The organism is Mucilaginibacter oryzae, assembly GCF_003148845.1.
In the GTDB taxonomy this organism is placed as follows: domain Bacteria; phylum Bacteroidota; class Bacteroidia; order Sphingobacteriales; family Sphingobacteriaceae; genus Mucilaginibacter; species Mucilaginibacter oryzae.
Genome location: NZ_QGHA01000006.1, coordinates 246835 through 266977 on the forward strand (window position 1 = coordinate 246835; position 20143 = coordinate 266977).

At 43.3% G+C, this 20143-nt stretch carries 17 protein-coding genes; 8 read left to right on the forward strand and 9 right to left on the reverse strand.

Annotated elements, in window-relative coordinates:
* Positions 1-87 precede the first annotated feature (87 nt).
* Positions 88-4335, reverse strand: a complete 4248-nt coding sequence (locus LX99_RS17285) for a hybrid sensor histidine kinase/response regulator transcription factor (RefSeq protein ID WP_109609006.1) — start codon at positions 4333-4335, stop codon at positions 88-90.
* A gap of 622 nt (positions 4336-4957) precedes the next feature.
* Here LX99_RS17285 and LX99_RS17295 point away from each other — a divergent pair.
* The 5 genes from LX99_RS17295 to LX99_RS17315 all read left to right on the forward strand — a co-directional run bounded on the left by LX99_RS17295 (position 4958) and on the right by LX99_RS17315 (position 9366).
* Entirely contained in the window at positions 4958-5974 is a 1017-nt protein-coding gene (locus LX99_RS17295; protein WP_109609057.1) for a Gfo/Idh/MocA family oxidoreductase, read from the forward strand.
* A gap of 89 nt (positions 5975-6063) precedes the next feature.
* On the forward strand, positions 6064-6333 hold the full coding sequence (locus LX99_RS17300; protein WP_109609008.1) for a hypothetical protein: 270 nt from the start codon (positions 6064-6066) through the stop codon (positions 6331-6333).
* Between the two features lie 82 nt (positions 6334-6415).
* The gene (locus LX99_RS17305; protein ID WP_146203152.1) at positions 6416-6916 is read left to right on the forward strand and encodes a peroxiredoxin family protein; all 501 of its coding nucleotides are present in this window, start codon (positions 6416-6418) and stop codon (positions 6914-6916) included.
* Positions 6917-7275: 359 nt separating this feature from the next.
* The gene (gcvT, locus tag LX99_RS17310) at positions 7276-8361 is read left to right on the forward strand and encodes a glycine cleavage system aminomethyltransferase GcvT (protein WP_109609010.1); all 1086 of its coding nucleotides are present in this window, start codon (positions 7276-7278) and stop codon (positions 8359-8361) included.
* Positions 8362-8610: 249 nt separating this feature from the next.
* Positions 8611-9366 carry a 2-phosphosulfolactate phosphatase gene (locus LX99_RS17315; protein WP_109609011.1) on the forward strand — a complete coding sequence of 252 codons (756 nt, stop codon included), beginning with the start codon at positions 8611-8613 and terminating at the stop codon, positions 9364-9366.
* 136 nt (positions 9367-9502) lie between these two features.
* Here the strand turns inward: LX99_RS17315 and LX99_RS17320 are convergent, their stop codons facing one another.
* Both LX99_RS17320 and LX99_RS17325 read right to left on the reverse strand, forming a co-directional pair.
* On the reverse strand, positions 9503-10003 hold the full coding sequence (locus tag LX99_RS17320; RefSeq protein ID WP_109609012.1) for a GNAT family N-acetyltransferase: 501 nt from the start codon (positions 10001-10003) through the stop codon (positions 9503-9505).
* Positions 10004-10124: 121 nt separating this feature from the next.
* A complete protein-coding gene (locus LX99_RS17325; RefSeq protein WP_109609013.1) occupies positions 10125-12464 on the reverse strand; it encodes an efflux RND transporter permease subunit in 2340 nt (779 codons plus the stop codon).
* A gap of 130 nt (positions 12465-12594) precedes the next feature.
* On the opposite strand from LX99_RS17325, the gene LX99_RS17330 reads away from it, so the two are divergent.
* Together LX99_RS17330 and recO are read left to right on the forward strand one after the other, a co-directional pair.
* The gene (locus LX99_RS17330) at positions 12595-12999 is read left to right on the forward strand and encodes a diacylglycerol kinase (protein ID WP_022832161.1); all 405 of its coding nucleotides are present in this window, start codon (positions 12595-12597) and stop codon (positions 12997-12999) included.
* On the forward strand, positions 12989-13714 hold the full coding sequence (gene recO, locus LX99_RS17335; RefSeq protein ID WP_109609014.1) for a DNA repair protein RecO: 726 nt from the start codon (positions 12989-12991) through the stop codon (positions 13712-13714). The genes LX99_RS17330 and recO overlap by 11 nt, the downstream gene beginning before the upstream one ends.
* A 257-nt stretch (positions 13715-13971) precedes the next feature.
* Here recO and LX99_RS17340 read toward each other — a convergent pair whose 3' ends face one another.
* The 6 genes from LX99_RS17340 to LX99_RS17365 all read right to left on the reverse strand — a co-directional run bounded on the left by LX99_RS17340 (position 13972) and on the right by LX99_RS17365 (position 18579).
* A complete protein-coding gene (locus tag LX99_RS17340; protein ID WP_022832159.1) occupies positions 13972-14247 on the reverse strand; it encodes an Atu4866 domain-containing protein in 276 nt (91 codons plus the stop codon).
* A complete protein-coding gene (locus LX99_RS17345; RefSeq protein ID WP_109609015.1) occupies positions 14208-15053 on the reverse strand; it encodes an oxidoreductase in 846 nt (281 codons plus the stop codon). The genes LX99_RS17340 and LX99_RS17345 overlap by 40 nt, the downstream gene beginning before the upstream one ends.
* 297 nt (positions 15054-15350) lie before the next feature.
* Entirely contained in the window at positions 15351-16184 is an 834-nt protein-coding gene (locus LX99_RS17350) for an SDR family NAD(P)-dependent oxidoreductase (protein WP_109609016.1), read from the reverse strand.
* A gap of 90 nt (positions 16185-16274) precedes the next feature.
* Positions 16275-17177 (reverse strand): helix-turn-helix domain-containing protein, encoded by a 903-nt coding sequence (locus tag LX99_RS17355; protein WP_109609017.1) that lies wholly within the window; start codon positions 17175-17177, stop codon positions 16275-16277.
* 317 nt (positions 17178-17494) lie between these two features.
* Entirely contained in the window at positions 17495-18001 is a 507-nt protein-coding gene (locus LX99_RS17360) for an anti-sigma factor family protein (protein ID WP_109609018.1), read from the reverse strand.
* Complete coding sequence (locus tag LX99_RS17365) at positions 17998-18579, reverse strand: RNA polymerase sigma factor (RefSeq protein ID WP_109609019.1); 582 nt, start codon at positions 18577-18579, stop codon at positions 17998-18000. Before LX99_RS17365 ends, LX99_RS17360 begins: the two co-directional genes overlap by 4 nt.
* Positions 18580-18770: 191 nt before the next feature.
* Here LX99_RS17365 and LX99_RS17370 point away from each other — a divergent pair, with 191 nt between their 5' ends.
* Complete coding sequence (locus tag LX99_RS17370; RefSeq protein ID WP_109609020.1) at positions 18771-20048, forward strand: hypothetical protein; 1278 nt, start codon at positions 18771-18773, stop codon at positions 20046-20048.
* Positions 20049-20143: the final 95 nt, after the last annotated feature.

Here is a 20143-nt window from a genome sequence, read left to right on the forward strand (position 1 = left end):
TAAACCAAAATAAATCAAAAGGATGCTCATGAACAGGGCATCCTTTTGATTTGGCGGTGAACGAGGAATAAAGCAGGAATAATAAACTTAGCCACCATGGTATGGATTTTTTTTCAGGCTGACATTCAGGGAAAGGGTTTTTGAAAAATTTTTGCGGTATTTTTTGATGTAATCTGATGGCCTGAGCCCAAAAAGCTGGAAAAATTGTTCCCGGAAATATCTAACATCTTTAAAACCTACCAATAAAGCTATTTCATTTACATTGCCACCGGAATTGATAAAATATTCTGCAGCTTGCTTCAGGCGTATGTATTTGATAAAGTTGTTAGGTGTTTGATTTGACACTGCCTTAATCTTTTTAAACAAATTTGAGCGGCTCATATGAAGCTCGGTAGCCAGCACATCAACATTAAAATCATCATCATCAATTCTTTGCTCAATTATCCTGATACACTGATCAATAAAGTTTTTTTCATCTTCCGAAATCTTAATATTATGCTCCTGCATGGTAATTTTTCTGAAAAAATAATTTTGCAGGTTGTTCCGGTTTTTCAACAAGGTAGTGATACGGGCAGCTAATAATTCCTTATTAACCGGTTTGGTAAAATAATCGTCAGCGCCGCCTTGTACGCCGCTTAGCCGGATCTCTGGAGAAACGCTGGCGGTGATCAGGATCAGCGGGATATGGGTTAAAGAAGGATTCGCGCGCACTTCGTTGCAAAACTCTATGCCGTTTTTATTGTCCATCATCACATCGCTAAGAATAATATCGGGTATATACTCCTTTGCTGCCTGTATGCCCATCTCCCCGCTGTTAGCCTCAATCACCATAAACTCCCCGCTAAATATTTGTTTGAGGTAGGTCCTCATGTCGGTGTGGTCATCTATAATCAGCATGATCTTTTTGGATGATACCGGATCATCTGCCAGATGGGGCAATCCGGATGCGGGAGGCATGGTTTCACCAGGCCGGGAAGCATTTATACCGGCGTTTGCAAAACCATCAAAAGCGGCCATTTGTTCGCCGGAAAGTTCATCTAAAAAAATAGCCTCCTGATCAGAAGATACTGCGGTTCCTTGTCCCTCGAAGTGTTCTTTCCCTTTCTTAAACTTTAAATAAAAGGTAGTGCCCTCGCCCATGCGGCTGCTGTAAGTTACCTCGCCCTCGTGCATGTCTACAAACTGTTTTACCAGGTACAAGCCAATACCAAAACCGGCCTTGTGCTGCGCTTCTTTATCCTTCGACCTGTAGAATTTTTCAAAAAGCTGATTCCCGACTTCGGGCGCAATCCCTTGTCCGTTATCTGATACTGATACATTTATAGTGTCGTCCAACTCTTCTACCTTTAAAATAACGGCTCCGCCGGTTTTGCAAAATTTAAAAGCGTTGGATAATAAATTGTAAAGGATCACCTCCAATTTAGCCATGTCGCCGTATAAAATTATTTCGTCTCCGCCGGCAACAAACTTATAATCGATGTTTTTAACACGGGCCTGCTGAGTAAAACATTCAAACGCCAATTTGCACAAGCCAGAAAAATTAATGCGGCTTATCTCAAATTTATCATTATCGTTTTCGGTTTTATTAAATAACAACAGTTGATCTACCAAACTTAATAAACGGCGCGCGTTGCGGTAAACTATACCCAGGTTTCCGTCATTATCAGTTTTTGGCAGCATTTCCTGCAGCGGGTTGATGATCAGCATGAGCGGCGTTCGGAACTCATGAGAAACATGGGTAAAAAAAGAGGTTTTCCTTAAATTAATTTCATGTTCCTTCTCGCTGTTCATCCTTTCTAACTGAATTTGAAACTTAAGTCTTTGCTGCTCCGATCTATACCTTATAAAAGGGTAAATCAGGCCGCAACAGCAAATGGTATACAGTATATAAGCCCAAACAGAGCGAAACCACGGCGGTAGGACCACAATTTGTAAAGTGGTTTGTTTATCATTCCATTTCCCTAAGGCATTGGTTGATTTAACATGAAGTGTATAATTTCCTTCCGGAAGGTTGTTATAGTTAATGGTTCGTTGTTTTCCGGATTGAATCCATTTTTTGTCCCAGCCCTCCAGATAATAAGCATACGAAATATGATCAGGCGAAGAAAACTCCAAACCGGCAAAAGAAAATGAAAGAACGGCGTCGTTATAGGGTACCCTGATACCCTGAAGTTGGTTTGTATGGTGGCTGCTTATGATTTTATCAAGGTCGGTTATGTCCCTGTTGTTGATATTAATATCGGTGAATACCACATCGGGCATCGTGGTACGCGTGGTAATTACAGCAGGATCAACAACATTAAACCCTTTTATGCCGCCGAATAACAGCTTTCCTGATTTTAGCTTCAGTGCCGCATGCAATGAAAACTGGTTACTCTGCAAACCATCGCTGGCGAAATACCCGGTGAGTTTTTTTTTGTCAGGATCAAAATTCGTCAATCCCTGAAAGGTACTTAACCATAATTTACCCGCCCCGTCTTCCAGGATATTTAATACCGCGTTGTTAGACAAGCCGTCCGAGTCTGTGAACCTCTCGGTAATCTTTTCTTTTTTCCTATCAAAAAGGCATATACCGCCGCCTTCAGTACCTACCCAAAATCTTCCGGCATGATCTTCATAAATTGCACGCACAGGTTTGTCAAAAGCATAATATTGATGCCGTTTTGCCGCTGTGTCAATTTTTATAAGGCGTTCGGCAGTTCCGCACCATAGCTGCCCCCGCCGGTCTTCATAAAAACAAAACGGATCGCTGATATTCTGATCAAACACCTCAAATCGGTTCTTCGCTCTGTTAAGTTTATACAACCTTCCGTTATTAAAGGTTCCGGCCCATAAATTTCTTTTGCTGTCTTCAAATACAAACCATACCTCGTTCTGTGCTTCGCCTGTCATTTCATTTTTACAAATAAAATGCTCAAACAAATTCGTAACCGGGTCAAAGCGGTTAAGCCCCCCGCCGGTTGTCGCCACCCATATTTTGTTTTTAAAATCTTTTCTTATGGCCGTAATCTCCCCACTGGTCAATGATGAATGGTCCTTCTGTAAATAGGTCAGGTTATTGAACTGATTTTTAGAAACATCCCAAACAGAGACGCCCCTGTCTTCCGTCCCGATCCAAACATGATTGGTATCTGATTCACAAAAAGACGTCACAAAGTTGCTTGCCAGGCTATGCGGGTCGCCCCGGTCATGCCTGAATGTTTGAAAAATACCCTTTTGTGAATCGATGATATTGATACCGGCCCGAAGCGTGGCGATCCAGATGCGCGATTCATGATCCTGGTAAAGATCCATGATTATTTTGCTGTCGAGTTTCCCTGGGGTCTCCCCCTGAGGAATGGCATCAAGTTTACCCGAGTTAAGATTGAAAACATACAACCCGGCGTGTTCAACCCCAAAGTAAAGTTTTTGGTTATCAACCGGCAGCAAACTGATTACGTTAGATCCCCCAACCTCGATCTTAGCTGATGGAAATAGCTTACTGCCCGACCTGTTTTTTTGCGTGTACCGGTATAAGCCATTATATGATCCTAAAAACACGTCGCCGTTATTGGCCGCGTAAATGCAGTTGGCAGAAAGCACGGAGCGATCAACCAGTTCTATCTCCCCGGTTTTATAGTTGAATCTGCAAAGGCCGTAATTCGCAACAAATATCCAGGTGCCGTCCCGGTTAATTGAAATTCCCTGGCAGGTAGCACTATAAAAACTTCTGTTCTCATTTTTAAAATGCAACTGCACACAAATGCTGTCATCGGCTCTTTTCATATACAAACCGGCATTATTGGTGCCAATGAACAGGTTACCCCACTTATCAGATTTGATAAAAGTAATGCTGTAATTGAGTTTTGTTAATTTATGATTCCAGTAAGCGAGATAATAGACCGAATGAAATTTCTCTGTTACCGGATCTAAAATCGTCAGGCCCTGCCCGGTGCCAACCCAGATATTTTGCTGCTTGTCTTCAGAGATCGCATAGATATAGTTGTGCCGCAGCGATGTTGAATCATTAAATTTATTTCGGAAGATCTTGAATTCGTAGCCATCATAACGGTTCAATCCATCAAATGTGCCGAACCACATGAAACCCTTTTTGTCCTGAAAAATACAACGTACAAAATTATTGGAAAGCCCGTTTTCAATAGATAACGATTTCATCATTACCTGGCCCTGCCCTAAAGCGGGATAAAGATAAAACAGCACTAAGAAAATTACCATCCTGATTCTGAGCAGGTATGAACCTGACACATTTTTTTTACTCAGGCCAGATTCACAATCATTTGCGCCCGGAATGGCGTACAAACCTGATTTTTCAAAATATAGTAAATCAATTGCCATGCTACTATTTGTACTAAAATTTGAAACAATTAAGCCTGTTTAGCATCAGATATTTCAATCAAACGAAATTGCAAACACAAGAGTTACCCTTTTTAAACTCTAAGAAATTCTTCATAAGCATGTTTATTAATCGGTTAACGCGGACTTAAGCGTAAATGTCGAAGATTCAACCAGTGTACAGCACGCTGAATTTAACTCATTCGCACCGGATTTTAACATTTTTTAACCTGTTAAAAAACAAAAGTTAAAATAGTTAACCGGTTAATTCAATTATCTGCCTGCTCCTTAAACCCGTTAAGAGGTGCTTTAAACCTTACTTTTCGGTAATTTAACCCCGAAACAATTGTTAACTTTACCGTTGCCCGATCCGGCAGCCTGGGTGTGCCCGGACGGCCTCCCTGTAAAACAACTGTTTAAAAAAATGAGTATTAACAGCTGCTGTAAAGCCCTGTAGTTTTTAAAACCGGCTTGTTGTTTAGCCTGAGGCAGATTAAACAATTTGAAGGTAACCGGGATAATTTAAAACCGCAGCAGCGGAAACAGATCCAAAGGGTTAGCCAATTGGAATGGATGATATAGCCTGCGGAAGATGATTGATAATATTTTAACCTATAAAAACGCGATGTCGAAACCAATAGTAACCGGCCTGATGGCTTACGGAATGTCGGGCAGAATTTTTCATGCTCCTTTTTTAACCACCAACCCTGGTTTTACCTTCAAGGCCGTAGTTGAGCGCCACGAAAAAAAGGCGGGTAAAAAATATCCCGGCGTGATCAGCTATGATACCGTTGATGAATTACTGAACGATGATGAGATAGAACTGATCATTGTAAATACCCCTAACAACACCCACTTTGAGTATGCCGTGCAAGCCCTTAATGCGGGCAAGCATGTGTTTATAGAAAAACCGGCGGCAGTTACCGTGAGCGAGGTAAAAGCACTATATGACCTGGGCAAAAAACTCGACCTTAAAGTAATGGTTTACCAAAACCGCCGGTATGACAGCGGTTTTCTGTCGGTAAAAGAAGTTATTGAAAGCGGCAGGCTGGGTGAGTTAATGGAAGTTCATTTCCGTTTAGACAGGTACCGTATGGCTATAGGCGCTAAAAAGTTTAAAGAAACAGCGGGCGTTCCGGGTAACGGTTTAACCTACGATCTGGGCGCGCATTTGATTGACAACGCTATCAGCATTTTCGGCAGGCCATTGAGCTATCATAAAACAACGGCCGCTTACCGTCCCGGCTCGCAGGTGGATGATTACTTTCATATCCACCTTAAATACCCTAACCAACTCAATGTATACCTTACATCGGGCCTGCTCATTGCCGAGCATACTTATGGCTTTGTGGTTCATGGCACCTTGGGCAGCTTTGTGAAAATGCGCACCGATGTGCAGGAGGCCCAGCTTGATGCGGATATGATGCCAACAGATGAGGGCTTCGGCATTGAACCTGAAGGAAGCGACGGAAAGTTAGTGCTGATGGGGTTGGACGGACAAAAAACTATAGAGTGGATTAAGGCGCCAAAAGGTAATTATAACGGAATATTTGATGCCGTGTATCATACCGTGCGCGAAAACGCGTTATTTCCTGTAACCGAAGAGCATATTGCCTGGCAAATTGAATTGCTTGAAAACTAAAAAATAATATTATTTGTTTCTATAATAATAAAAATATATTTTTAAGCACATGCTGTTTAAACGGCTTATTACTTAAACTTATTTTTATCATGAAAAAAAACGCGTTGAAATTTGACGTGACTAAGGCGACTTTATCACGAGAAGAAATGAAAAATTTAAAGGGGGGATTGGTTTACCAACCACCGGGTGACCCTATTGGCGACGGGCCGCAGTTATATGTTTGTAAAACAAGTTCTGGTGATGAATGGGGGCTTTATGCATCTTCAAGGGGAGAAGCTTTAAACATTTGCGGACAGATGATTAGTGTTGCTTGTAAAACGCCGGGTGAACCTGTATTGAGAGGTCCTTATGCCAATTAAAAAAAATTTATCTTGAACTTTATTCTTGATATATTTGCGTAAGTACGATACATGAATTAACATGTATCATACTTACTTTTTTATGAAAAAAAATCTCTCATTAGTGTTGTTATTCGGATTGATAATAACGATCTGCGGCAGTACATGTGCTCAAACCCTGCCTGTAAATTCTGGTATTCCCCCCTATCATATTCTTACCACAGATAGCGTTTATTTCACCCCGGCCAACCTGAAAAAGAATAAACCTGTAATGGTTATCTATTTCATGCCCGATTGCGGCCACTGCCAGCACCTGATGTACGATTTAAAGCCGGAACTGCCTAAACTGAAAGATGTACAGATAGTGATGATTACCTATACCCCTATGTTAAAAGCATTGCAGGTTTTTCAGCGCGATTTTGAACTGGCTAAATACCATAATATTACCATTGGTACAGAGGGCTATACTTACCTTGTGCAAAAGTTTTATCATGTGCAAACAACGCCTTACATAGCTATTTATAATAAATATGGTAAGCTGGTGCAGGCTTATGACAAAGTGCCGAAAATTCCGGTATTGATGGAAACAATGAAAAAGGTTTAAATACCCTGACACAGCATTAACAAAGCCGGTTACAATATGTTGAACCGGCTTTGTTGTTTAGTATACAATTTACGCTGCAAGGTTTCGATGCTTCTTGCTGCACGTCCCTGTTAACAAAATCAAAACCATAGAAATCACTTTAAAAAAAGAGTTGCCCTTGCCTACACAAAAAAGCCTCACCCCAGCCCTATCCAAAGGAAAGGGGGCGCTTTGTTGCTTAAAGTTCTCTCCTTTGGAGAGGATTTAGGTGAGGCTACACTTAGGATGCACTTTAAACGCGATTTCCCTGATCAAAACCATCCTCAACGCAAAAAAATCAACGGTAATAACTACCTTTGCGCCCATATTTTAAGTTGACGATGAAGAATACCGCATTAACCGATACCCACATAAAAGCGGGTGCCAAAATGGTTCCGTTTGCCGGGTATAATATGCCCGTACAATACGTTGGCATTAACGCCGAACATGAAACTGTACGCAAGGCCGTTGGCGTTTTTGATGTAAGCCACATGGGCGAGTTTATTTTAAAGGGCGAGAACGCGCTCGACCTGATTCAACGCGTTACCAGCAACGACGCATCAAAACTATACGACGGCAAGGTGCAATACTCATGCCTGCCCAATGAAGACGGCGGTATTGTTGACGACCTGCTGGTTTACCGTATTGATGAGAAAACCTACATGCTGGTGGTTAACGCATCAAACATCGAGAAAGACTGGGAATGGATCAGCAAATACAATACTAATGGTGTAGAAATGAAAAACATTTCTGATCGCACGTCGTTGCTGGCTATCCAAGGGCCTAAAGCAGCAGAAGCCCTGCAAAGCTTAACTGAGGTCGACCTGGTATCGATGGAATACTATACCTTTAAAAAAGGGACTTTCGCGGGTGTAGATAATGTGCTGATTTCGGCTACAGGTTACACGGGCGCGGGTGGTTTTGAGATCTATTTCGAAAATGAACACGCCAACCATATCTGGGACGCGATATTCAAAGCCGGCGAACCATTCGGTATCAAGCCAATTGGTTTGGGCGCACGCGATACCTTACGCCTGGAAATGGGTTTCTGCCTGTATGGTAATGATATTGATGATACTACATCACCGCTTGAAGCAGGTTTAGGCTGGGTAACCAAATTCAACAAAGAGTTTACTAATGCCGAAGCACTACAGGCACAAAAGCAAGCAGGCTTGAGCCGCAAGCTGGTGGGTTTTGAAATGATAGACCGTGGTATCCCACGTCATGATTATGCTATTGTTGATGCAGATGGCAACAACATTGGCAAGGTAACCTCGGGCACCCAATCGCCTTCGTTGCAAAAGGCTATTGGTATGGGCTATGTGGATAACGCATTTGCTAAAGAGGGCACCGAAATTTACATCAGCATCAGGGATAATAAAATCAAAGCCAGGATTGTAAAGCCGCCTTTTTATAAGGCTTCCTAACCGCCGAAAGGCATAGCCGTCAACTTAAGCAAAAAGCGATGGAATTGTGCGATTCCCCTCTTGAGAGGGGTGGAGGGGTGTGTTACTCTGCGAAAGGTTATCGCTTGTATAACACACCCCTGCCCCCACATTTACCCACCGCGCCCCCCTCTCAAGAGGGGAAACTTAAAAGCTTGAATTTATTAACTTGACGGTTATATGACCCAAAGGGGGGAACTATCTGTACAATTAATAATTTAAACTAACACAATGTCCGAAAATACAACTACCCAAACTCCCCCTTCAGGGGGCCGGGGGGCGCACGTTTGCCTTAGCCCTGCGCTGTTACCACTGTTTAATGTGGCCGATTACATTGTGGTGGTTATTGATATTTTCAGGGCAACATCATCTATATGTTATGGTATTGAAAACGGTGCTGAGGCTATTATCCCGGTATCACAGGTTGAAGAGTGTGCCGCGTATAGAGAGAAAGGGCTGGATTACCTTCTCGCCGCCGAACGCGACGGATCGGTAGTAGAGGGTTTCGATTTTGGTAACTCGCCCTTTTCCTACACCAGCGAAAAGGTTAACGGTAAAACCATCGTATTAACAACCACCAACGGTACTCATGCGCTGCATTTATCGCGCGCAGCAAAAAAAATAGTTATCGGCTCGTTCCTCAATCTCACGGCTTTAAGCAACTGGTTAAAAACCTGCAACGAAAACGTCCTGCTGGTATGTGCCGGCTGGAAAAACAATTTCAACCTGGAGGATACCCTTTTTGCAGGCGCTGTGGTTGAACAGCTTAAAGACCATGGTTTTGTTCTTGACGATGCCGCCATTGCCGCTAATGATCTGTTCCAGGCAGGGAAAAGCGATATAATCCAGTATCTTAAAAAAACCTCGCACAGCGAAAGGTTAAAGAAATTGGGTATCGAAAAAGATATCGAGTTTTGTTTACAGGTTGATTTAACCAGGGCCATACCTGTATTGGAGGGGGACAAACTGGTGAAGCTGGAGGCGTAAGCCCCTCCTTTGAAGAAAGAGAATAAGCCAGTAAAAGTTATACGCTATGCATAGTTATTACATGGCGTATAACTTTTCTTTTTCTACACCTCGCCGGCAATTGCAAGGCTCAATATCAATGGCATTAATACCCGGATTATTTTCTCACCCTAAAAAACGGCACCTGTTCACCATACCAAAACACGGTCCCGTCGCGCGTGAATCCGGCTTTGGTCAGTACTTTTTGCGATGCCGCGTTGTTGGGGTGGGTAACCGCGCAAACCTCGTTCAATCCCATTTTATTTAAGCCGTAGCTGATCAGCGCTCCGGCCAGTTCGGTGGCTATTCCCAGGCCCCAATATTTAAAATGCAGGCGATAGCCCAGTTCTATATGATTGTGATCGTAATCGCTGGGTTTCAGCATGCAAACACCTATAAAATCGTTATCGGCCGCATTGAAAATTCCCCAGCGGCCAAGGCCGGTATTGTTCTTATAATCTTTAAGTGTGTCTTTAAATACCTGTCTGCTCTCCTGCGGCGTACGCTTTTTAACGTATTGGGTAAGGCGCTCGTCGGCATCTATTAATACAGATAGTTCTTCATCATCAGGCGTAAACTCGCGGATTAAAAGCCTGGGTGTTTGTGTGATAATTTTCATAGCCACTCAAAAATATATTTTTTGAATGGTTGTTACATAATGTATTGGTTTCTGATGCGATCGTTTCAGCATGGCATTTACAAGGATGCCCTCCAAGGTTATCCTATCAGAGGGTTACCAATCAGGCTTCGTCAATATCCGGGCCTTTCAGCTTGTCGCGGTTAACGCCGCCATCCAGCGAAAGTAAAAACGCAGGCAGCAGGGTAAGGTTGCTGATCATAGCAACCAGCAGGGTTATTGATAAAAGTATCCCCAGGGCGGCAGTACCGCCAAATTTTGATACCGCGAAAATACCAAAACCAAAAAACAACACCGTAGCGATAAAAATCATACTCACACCCGTTTCGCGGATGGTATCCGAAACTATTTGTGAAATACTTTTTTTGCTGTGGCGCAATTCATGGCGGTAGCGGGTAATAAAATAAATGGTTTGATCTGACGAGATCCCCATCGCTATACTGAAAATCAATATCGTTGATGGTTTAAGCGGGATGCCGAAAAAGCCCATAATGCCCGCGGTGATAATTAATGGCACCAGGTTAGGCACAAGCGAAATAGCTATCATTTTTATACCGCGGAATAAGATCCACATTACACAGGCTACAAGCAAAATGGCCCAGGCCAGGCTTTCGTACAGGTTTTTAAGCAGGTAATTGGTGCCTTTTATAAATATAATGCTCGAGCCCGTAAGCTCAACATGAAACTTCTGCGGGTTAAAGATCGAGTCGATGCGGGGTTGCAGCTCGGCTATCACCCCGTTCATTTTTTTTGAACCGGCATCAACCATCTCAAAGGTAACCCGTGTTACGCGGCGGGTGCTGTCCAGGTAGCTTTTAAGCATGCTCCCAGCTCCTTTACCCGAGTTGCCCGCATAGTTCAATATAAAATTTTGCTCCAGGCCATCGGGCAGGCGGTAGTATGCAGCATCGCCCCCGTAAAAGGCCTGGGTGCTGAATTTTAATACCTGGATCAGCGAAACCGAACGGCTAAATTCGGGGTATGATGAAATCAGTTTTTCCAGTTTCTCTACCTTGCGGATGGTGCCGAGATTCATTACACCATTTTTGCGTTTGGTATCGATACTTACCTCTAAGGGCAACACGCCGTTAAAGTTCGATTCAAAAAATTTCAAATCGTGCAGGGTATTGTTGCTTTGCGGCAAATCATCAACTACATAGCCATTAATATTCATTTTCAACATACCGAAGCACGCTACCACAATCAATGCAACCGTTGTGGTGTAAATAACTTTACGTTTGCTGTGTACCAGCTTATCAAGCCCGGCCAACAGCGCATCCATCAGCCTGCTGTCTTTAATACCGGTTTGGCTTGCCTTGGGCGCGGGCAAAAAACTAAAAATAACGGGCACTAAAACAAGACTTAAGGCAAAAGTGAGCAAAATACCTATTGACGCTACCAGGCCGAACTGGGTTAACAACTCGCTGTTGGTAAAACATAAAACCCCGAAGCCGATAGCCGTGGTAATGTTGGCAATAAAGGTGGTAATCCCGGCGCGCTCAACCGCAACCTCAAGCGCGGCCATTTTATTGCCGCTTACACCATACTCGTGGAAGTATTTATTGAGGATAAATACGCAGTTAGGAATGCCGATCACCACAATAAGCGGTGGAATGATCCCCGTAAGGATAGTCATTTCGTAATGCATTAACTGTAGCACCCCCAGGCTGGATATCACACCTAAAATCACGATCAGGATAGGGAAGATAACGGGAAAAAACGAGCGGAAGAAAAGCAGCAAAATAACCGCCGTAATAATTACCGAAAGGCCCAGAAACAGCGAAAACTCATGCGCCACCAGGTCGCCAACCACGGTACGGATTAACGGCAAACCCGAGTAATGTACTTTGATATGATGCTTTTTTTCAAAAGCCTGGCCAAGCTGATTGATCTTTTTAATGATGGGCACCCGGTACGGGGTGTTGATGATCTTATCGTCAAAAGTGATCATCATGAGGGTGCTTTGCCCGTCGTTACTTACTATCAGGCCCTTATAAAAAGGCATAGCGGCCAGTTGCCGTTTAACGCTATCTACATCGGCAGCGGTTTGCAGGGGTTGTGTAACTAATGGTTTTAACACAAACTTATGTTGCAGCGTATCTTTTTGCAGGTTGTAAATATTGGCGGCAGATACCACAGCTTTAACACCTTTCACTTTTTTCAAATCCTCGCCGATGCTGTACCAATCGTTAAAAACGTCCTTAGTAAAAATATTGGACGATTTAATGCCTATAACCATGGAAGACGCGTCCTGCCCGAAGGTTTTCTTAAACTCCGCGTAACGGATAAAAGCCGAATCGGTTACGGGAAGCACCTTGCCGCCGTTAAAAGTGATCTTTACTTTGGATGCCTCGAAGCCCATAAAGGCACTCAGCGCCAAAACGCAGATTAACAGGATGAGCCGGTTTTTAATAATTGCGGATGCTATATGTTTCCAGAACATTATTATCGTCTATGTAAAAAAGAGCCGCAAATTACTAAAAATGCACCATCCGCTTGTGATGATGTTGACAATGTGACAAAACGCTATGCATCGGTTGCATACAGTGACGGCAACATCGCTTTTAAGCGCTATGGTTCAAAAAGATTATGAATTTGTATTTTTGAGCATGAAAAGGTTGATCAGCAGTTTTGGTTTCGCGTTTAAGGGATTGCGGTACGCGGCCAAAACACAACCTAATTTCCGCATCCACCTCGCTGCCGGTATTACTGCCGTAACGCTTGGTTTATGCTTTAAAATCTCCACTGCCGAATGGCTTTGGGTTATGGCCTGTATCGCTCTCGTACTCATTACCGAGCTGCTAAATACCGGGCTCGAAACCCTTACCGACCTGGTTTCGCCAACTTATCATGAAAAGGCGGGGCATACCAAAGATGCAGGTGCCGCGGCTGTAGTTATAGCAGCCTTGTTTTCGGTGATTACCGGTGCCATCATATTTTTACCTAAAATTATTATCCTTTTCGGGCATGCTGCATAAAACCAGGGGCATCGTATTTAAAGCCACCGATTACGGCGAGAGCAGCGTAATTGTGCAGATTTTTACCGAAAAATTTGGCCTGCAATCATACATTATCAACGGCGCCAAAAAGCCTAAAGCTAAAATAGGCCGCAATATGTTGCAGCCCTTAGCCCTGCTCGACCTGGTGGTTTACCACAAAAATACCGGCAGCGTACAACGTATTGCCGAGCTTAAAAACTCGCCGGTGCTGCTCACCATCCCTTATGATGTAATTAAAAGCTGCCTGGCTATTTTTTTAAACGAAGTGCTGTATAAAGCGGTGAAACAACAATCGCCGGATGAAAACCTGTTCAACTTCATTTTCAGCGGCATTGAATGGCTCGACCATCAAACCGAGGGGGTTGCCAACTTCCACCTGGTGTTTTTAACAAAGCTTAGCCGCTACCTTGGTTTTTACCCCGACAGCTATATGGCCGGAGATACCGATTATTTTGACATCAAGAACGGGCAGTTTACCCGCTATAAGCCCGATAGTATTTCATACCTCTCGCCCCCGCATACGCAAAACTTCGCCATGTTACTGCAGCGCAATTTCCAGGACATGCACCTGTTTAAATTAAGCAACGATGAGCGCCGTTACCTGGTGCAAAAACTACTGGAATATTATGCCATGCATATCGAAAGCTTCGGCAATATCAAATCAAATGATGTGCTGGAAGAGGTATTGGCTTAAGTTGTGATAAGAAACTGTTTAAAATGGAAATTCATCCTTGCTGATAAGTAATTTCTGAAGTACAAATGAGTTAACTATTTTGTCATTCCGAGCGATAGCGAAGAATCTTCTGCGCAAAACATAGCCGCCTTGCAACTTGTAGAAGATCCTTCGCTATCACTAAGGATGACAGTGTTGTTGTAATAATCAACATTCAGAAGGTTGGTCTCCGTCACTTCAGATTAACATCGCGGTGAGCTAAGAGAATGCCGAAAAAATCATGTTGTCTCCTTATAAAACACCATCCCGGCATGATAAAAAGCGCCGTCTATAAAATCGCCTTCGGCGGTAAAACCGGTATCGTCAAGGTACTCAACGTGGTTGCCTAATACGCTGTAGTAACCGGCAAAGGCATTTCGGTTGTCGCCACGCGCTTCCACATAGCGCCCGTTTGGTAAAAATTCGTGACGGATAAAGCCATCACGGGTAACCCACACCCCTAAATATGGTGTTGTTATTGTTGTATTGCTGTTGAAAGGCTTAATTCTTTCCATGCTTCTAATTCGTTTTTAACGAAGGCAAGCTTTTGTTCAACCAGGCCGTAAGCATCTTCGCCTAAAAATAAATTCAGCGGCGGGTTAGCTTCGGTGCTGATCCTGATCATGGCTTCGGCTGCCTTTTCAGGATCGCCGGCCTGTTGCCTGTCCATATCGTTCTGGTGAAAATTAACTGCGTTACGTACGTTCTCGTATTCGGCTATCTGGTTTTGCGGTACCGCCAGCGATCCTGCCGAAAGGAAATTGGTGCGGAAGTATCCCGGCTGCACAATGGTAACTTTGATACCAAATGGCGCAACCTCGGCCGATAGAGTTTCAGAAAACCCGTTAACCGCAAACTTGGTGGCGCAATAAATACCGCCGCCTGCAAAAGCTCCGGTAAAACCGCCTATCGATGAGATGTTAAGTATATGACCTGATTTTTGCGCCCGTAAGTACGGCAACGCTTTACGAATTACATTTAACGAGCCGAATACGTTAACTTCAAAATTATCGCGGGCCTCACGGTCGGTTAATTCTTCAATACCGCCCAGCAGGCCGTAACCGGCGTTATTCACTACCACATCTATTTTACCGAAAGTTTTAATAGTGAGCCCGATGGCTTCCTGTACGCTTTCTTCGTTGGTTAAATTAACTGCCAGCGGCAAAAAGTTGTCGTTAGCGTTGTCAACTGCTTTGGTTAAATCGCTTAAACTGCGCGAGGTAGCGGCTACTTTATAGCCCTGTGCTAATAGTTTCCTGACTAAGGCAAGTCCCAGGCCTTTCGAAGCGCCGGTTACAAACCATATTTTGTTGTTTTCCATGTTTTTTTGGGATTACACCGATTATTTGTTGATTACACCGATGTTGTTTTTAATAATTAAATTGATTGATTTGATTACACTGATTTTGTTTCAGCTTACGGGGAAATCGCCTTTTTTAAAATTAATGCCATTGCCTATGTAAAAGCCTCACCCCGGCCCTCTCCAAAGGAGACGGAGTGTCTTGTTATTAAAGTCCTCTCCTTTCGAGAGGATTTAGGTGAGGCTACATTTAGGATGCCTTAAAGCGATTGTCCTGTTTCAGCTTATTGTTTTATAGGTAGATGCAGGGTTGATGTTTTAAAAATCAGTTGAACAAGTTACGTCCTGCCATTGGCGATAGGCGGCATCCAATACGTGCAGTTTATCCAAAGCCCGGTTGTAGGCGTCGCCGCCCAGCAATAAATATACCGGCGGGTTTTCTTCATAAACCGTATTGATAATTGCTGTAGCTGCTTTTTCCGGATCACCGGCTTGTTTGCCATTCATCTTTAACAGCTTATCATGGCTCTCGCGTACCGCGGTGTACCCTTCAATTTTGTTACCGGTCATGATTAACGAATCTGCCGTTAAAAACTGCGTACGGAAGGCGCCCGGCATTACTACGGTGGCATAAATACCAAACTCCTTAACATCAGCAGCCAACACTTCGGTTAAGCCGATAACGGCATGTTTGGCGGCCCCGTAAACGGCCCAGCCTATGCCCGGAGCCACACCTGCGATAGATGAAATATTGATGATATGCCCCGAACGTTGTTTACGCAGGTAAGGCATCACATAGCGGATAACGTTTAAAGTGCCAAAAACGTTAACATCAAAAGCCATACGTGTTTCCGCGTCACTTAGCTCTTCAATGGCGCCGCCAATGCCATAACCGGCATTATTGATCACCACATCAATACGGCCAAATGTTTCATTAGTACGCTGCAGGGCCAATGATACGCTGGTTTCGTTAACCAGGTCGACCTGCAGGGGTAAAAAATTATTGCTTGTAGTGTTAACCGCAGCGGTTAACTCCTGTTTATTGCGTGAAGTGGCGGCAACAAGCTGACCAGCTTCAAGCAGCTGTTTTACTAAACTGAGCCCAAAACCTTTGGAAGCCCCGGTAATAAACCATACTTTTTTGTTGTCCATAAATTACTGTTTGTTTTGCTTTAGAGTAAGCAAAGTTACAGCGACAACCAGGCGAAGGCATTACATGAATCAAACCAAAGGTTACAAAATTCAAACATTCCTAAAGGATGACGGGGTTTGTTTGGTTTGCTTTTTAAAAAAATTATTGAAATGGGTAGGTTCTTCAAACCCGAGGCAGTAACCAATTTCCGAAATATTCCAGTCGGTATGCCTTAACAATGATTTGGCCTCGCTCAGCAGCCTGTCGGCAATATGATCGGTAGTAGTTTTTCCCGTGGTTTCGCGGATGGCCCTGTTCAGGTGGTTAACATGTACAGAAAGCCGTTTGGCAAAATCATTGGCCGAACGCAGGGAAAAACGCTGCGAAGGTGTTTCGATGGGAAACTGGCGCTCCAGTAATTCGGTAAATACCGACGTGATGCGCGATTTGGCATCCACATGCTGGTACACGTTTTCGGATGGCTGGGTTTTAAGCGCGTAGTAGGCCAGCTCGGTTACATAACTGCGGATCAGCTCATACTTGAAAGCGTATTCGGTATTGATCTCATTCAGCATCTTTTCAAAAAGCTGGGTTACATAGGCATCCTGCTCATCATTTAAGGCATAAACAGGCTTGGCATTAAGGCCAAACATCGGGAACTCGCTCAGCCCGGTGCGGAACTTTTCAAGAAAAAACTCTTCGGTAAATATGCAGAAAAAGCCTGTACGATCGTCAGACATGGTTTCGAAGGTGTAGGGAACCATCGGACTGAAAAACATCAATGTAGTACCCGAAAGGGTGATGCTTTTATCGGCATAGTGAATGATGTTATCACCACGCATCATACTGATCTTGTAAAACGTGCGGCGGCTGTAAGTAACGTGCCTGGCATTGGGGCCAATACAATCCTCAATCCTGAATACATTAAAATGACCGATGTTCTGCTGCACGCTGCCAGGCAGCCAGTTCATCTTGCTTTGATAAAAATCATCCAGTGTTTCCGTTTTCAACATAAGATCAAAGTTACAAAAATCAAACCTTGGTGTCAAGCGGACCAGGGAGCGGCAAAGTACCGAAAGAAATTCCCCTTAAAAAAATAAAAGCCGCCCAGACCTTGCGTCGGGCGACTTTCAACCTAAACCTTATCACAATTAAACCGGTAAGATTACCAGTTCGTTCTGTATACGTCAATCACTGTGCCAAAGTTTCTACGGTTACTTATTTTTTATTTAATGCAACGTTATTGATACTTTAATATAGGCGGTAAAGTTCTCAAACCGTGTCAAAAAGACACATCCCAATTTGCAAACCATACAGAATACTGAACACTTTATGCCTGTTTTGCAGCTTTTTTTCTACGCAAGTAACTGTCAGTTAAAAATAGGGCCAAAATGACATCTAAAATGAAAAAACTTTGCACAAAGGTTTTTTTGAATTCACCTGAAACGTTAAACAGTTTCGCGCTATCGGGCAATTTGAGGTTTACATTTACCGGAAACTTTTCCGAAATCTGGATATTGGAACCCATTAGCACCAGTAAAGCCAGGATGCTCAATACAAAAAACGCCGCTATACCTAATATCAGTTTTTTATTAATGGTAGCCTTTAAAGGAGTTAAAGCCTGCTCCGCCCGGATAGCTTCCATTACCTTATAATTAAACCCCATTGATGGCTCATCCAGTTCCATCGCGGCAAATTCAGCGTTCAGGGCCAACAGCTCTGCATATTTTGCAGCGTAAGCCTCATCCTGCTCAATAAGCCGGGCAATGGCTTCCTGCTCGGCCGGCGTGCAGTTACCATCAATATAATTCCAAATTTTCTCTTCGATGGTTTTCATATCAGTTCTTTCACCTCATGTTTTAAATTGCGCTCCAGCTTTTCTTTCAAACGCTGGCGCGCCCTGAATAGTTTAACCTTAACCGTGTTGGTTTCAATGCCCATGGTTTGGGCAATTTCTTCTAACGATTGCTCTCCTTTGTAAAAAAGGGTTATAATAGTGGCATCGTCGGGTAATAGCTGCTCAATAGCCTGGTTAAGGTAAAACGATCTTGATTTGTTTTCAACGTTATTGGTATCAAATGCCGACGTGTGGCCTTCAACCTGCACAAATGTTCCTTCGTCATCAATAGAATCGATATCAAGCCGTTTCTTGCGTAAAAATGTCATGGCTGTAGTATAAACAATACTGTACAACCAGGTACTGAACCTGGATTGCCCCTGGAACGAGCCCAGCGACCGGTAAGCTTTCACAAAACAATCCTGCGCTATTTCCTCCGCGTCTTCACGGCTTTTGGCAAAACGCATGGCGAGCGTAAAAACAAAACGTTGGTGGCGCTTTACCAGATCGGCATAAGCGAATTGGTTGCCCGCCAGGGTTTGCTCAATAAGTTCGATATCTGAAAGCTTGCTCTGCATTATATAACCGTGTGACTACGGCTTTCCTGTTCAGGTTACACTATAAGATAAATATATTTTATTGCTGAACAGCAACAAATAGCACCCGCAAAAAAAAAGCCACCGGTACACCGGGTTTAACATCAAAAAAGAGGCTATTATTAAAGTGTATTTGTATTTTAGCGGCGTTTAAACTTACGCCTTCACAATTTATGAAGCTACTTTATATTTTCCTAACGGCAATTTTACTGTCTCCGTTCTACGCGCTATCCCAGTCAAACTATAAACCGGGAGTAATCACCACAAAAAACGGCCAAACCATTAACGGGTTTATCAACTACCGGGAATGGTTATCAAACCCGGAAAAAATAAGCTTTAAAGAAAAATTGACCGCTGATGCCACAACTTACGGGCCGCAAGAGTTGAGTTACTTTGAAGTTACCGGTTTTGAAAGTTACCAAACCGCAACCGTATCCATCAGCAAGGCAAAAAACGACATTCAAAATATGTCTGATGAGATCGATACATCTTCGTATACGGCTACTGTATTTTTGAAGTTATTGCAAAAAGGCAATAATGTATCGCTATTTTCATATACCGACGATGTTAAAACACGGTACTATGTAAGCGATAGAGATATCACTGCCCCGAGGGAGTTAAAATACCAGGCTTATTACGACCATGACCTGCAGAGTGTGAAAAAGAAAAACACCTACTACGCGCAACTTATTGATCTTGCAAACAAATATAAAGGCAATAACGCCCAGGATTTGATAAACAGCATTGTAACCCTTGATTATAAAGAACGTGATTTATTGAAAATTATTAACCGGTTAAATAATCAGGACGTTAACAACAGGCTTAATACAGCTGTTGCTGCACCAGGCTATCGCTTTTTTGCGGGAATAGGCGCAAATATAAGTACAACAAGCAGGGCAGATGATCTGCCTGCAGGAACGTACGATGTATCTAAGCAATATATCATGCCCGAGTTGATGTTAGGTGTCTCAACGCCGTTTAACCCAAACACCGGAAAATTAGTTTTCCGTACCGAATTAGGCTTGCTGCTATCAAAAGCCAGGATAGATAATCATGCTGACTCGTATACAGCCAATAAGGTTTACAGTACAGCATATAGTGAAATAACGGTTTCGCTTCGTCCGCAGGTTGTTTATAATTTTTACAATGCCGATAGTTTTAAATTTTATAGTGGGGCGGGCCTTGCTATTAACCTGTCGAGATATTACGATATTACCTATACAACAACTACATCAAGCACCGTGGTTGCAGGCTATAACGGTACCGAAAAACTTACCGTTCCGCCGGCTACCAGCACCTGGTTTACGCCGATGCTACGTGCAGGCTTTGTTTTAAATAATAAAGTGGACATCTCGATGGCTTACCATGTTAAATTAAAAAGCACTTACGCGGCCAACCTCTTGTATGTAAACAAGTCGCTTACCGAAATCGGCGTCAATTATATTTTTTAAGCGGTTAACACAAACATAAAGCACACAAGGTAGGGTACCTTGTGTGCTTTATGTTTGGAGTTAGCGCTGTTCGACGGCCTTCTTCACCATAAAAT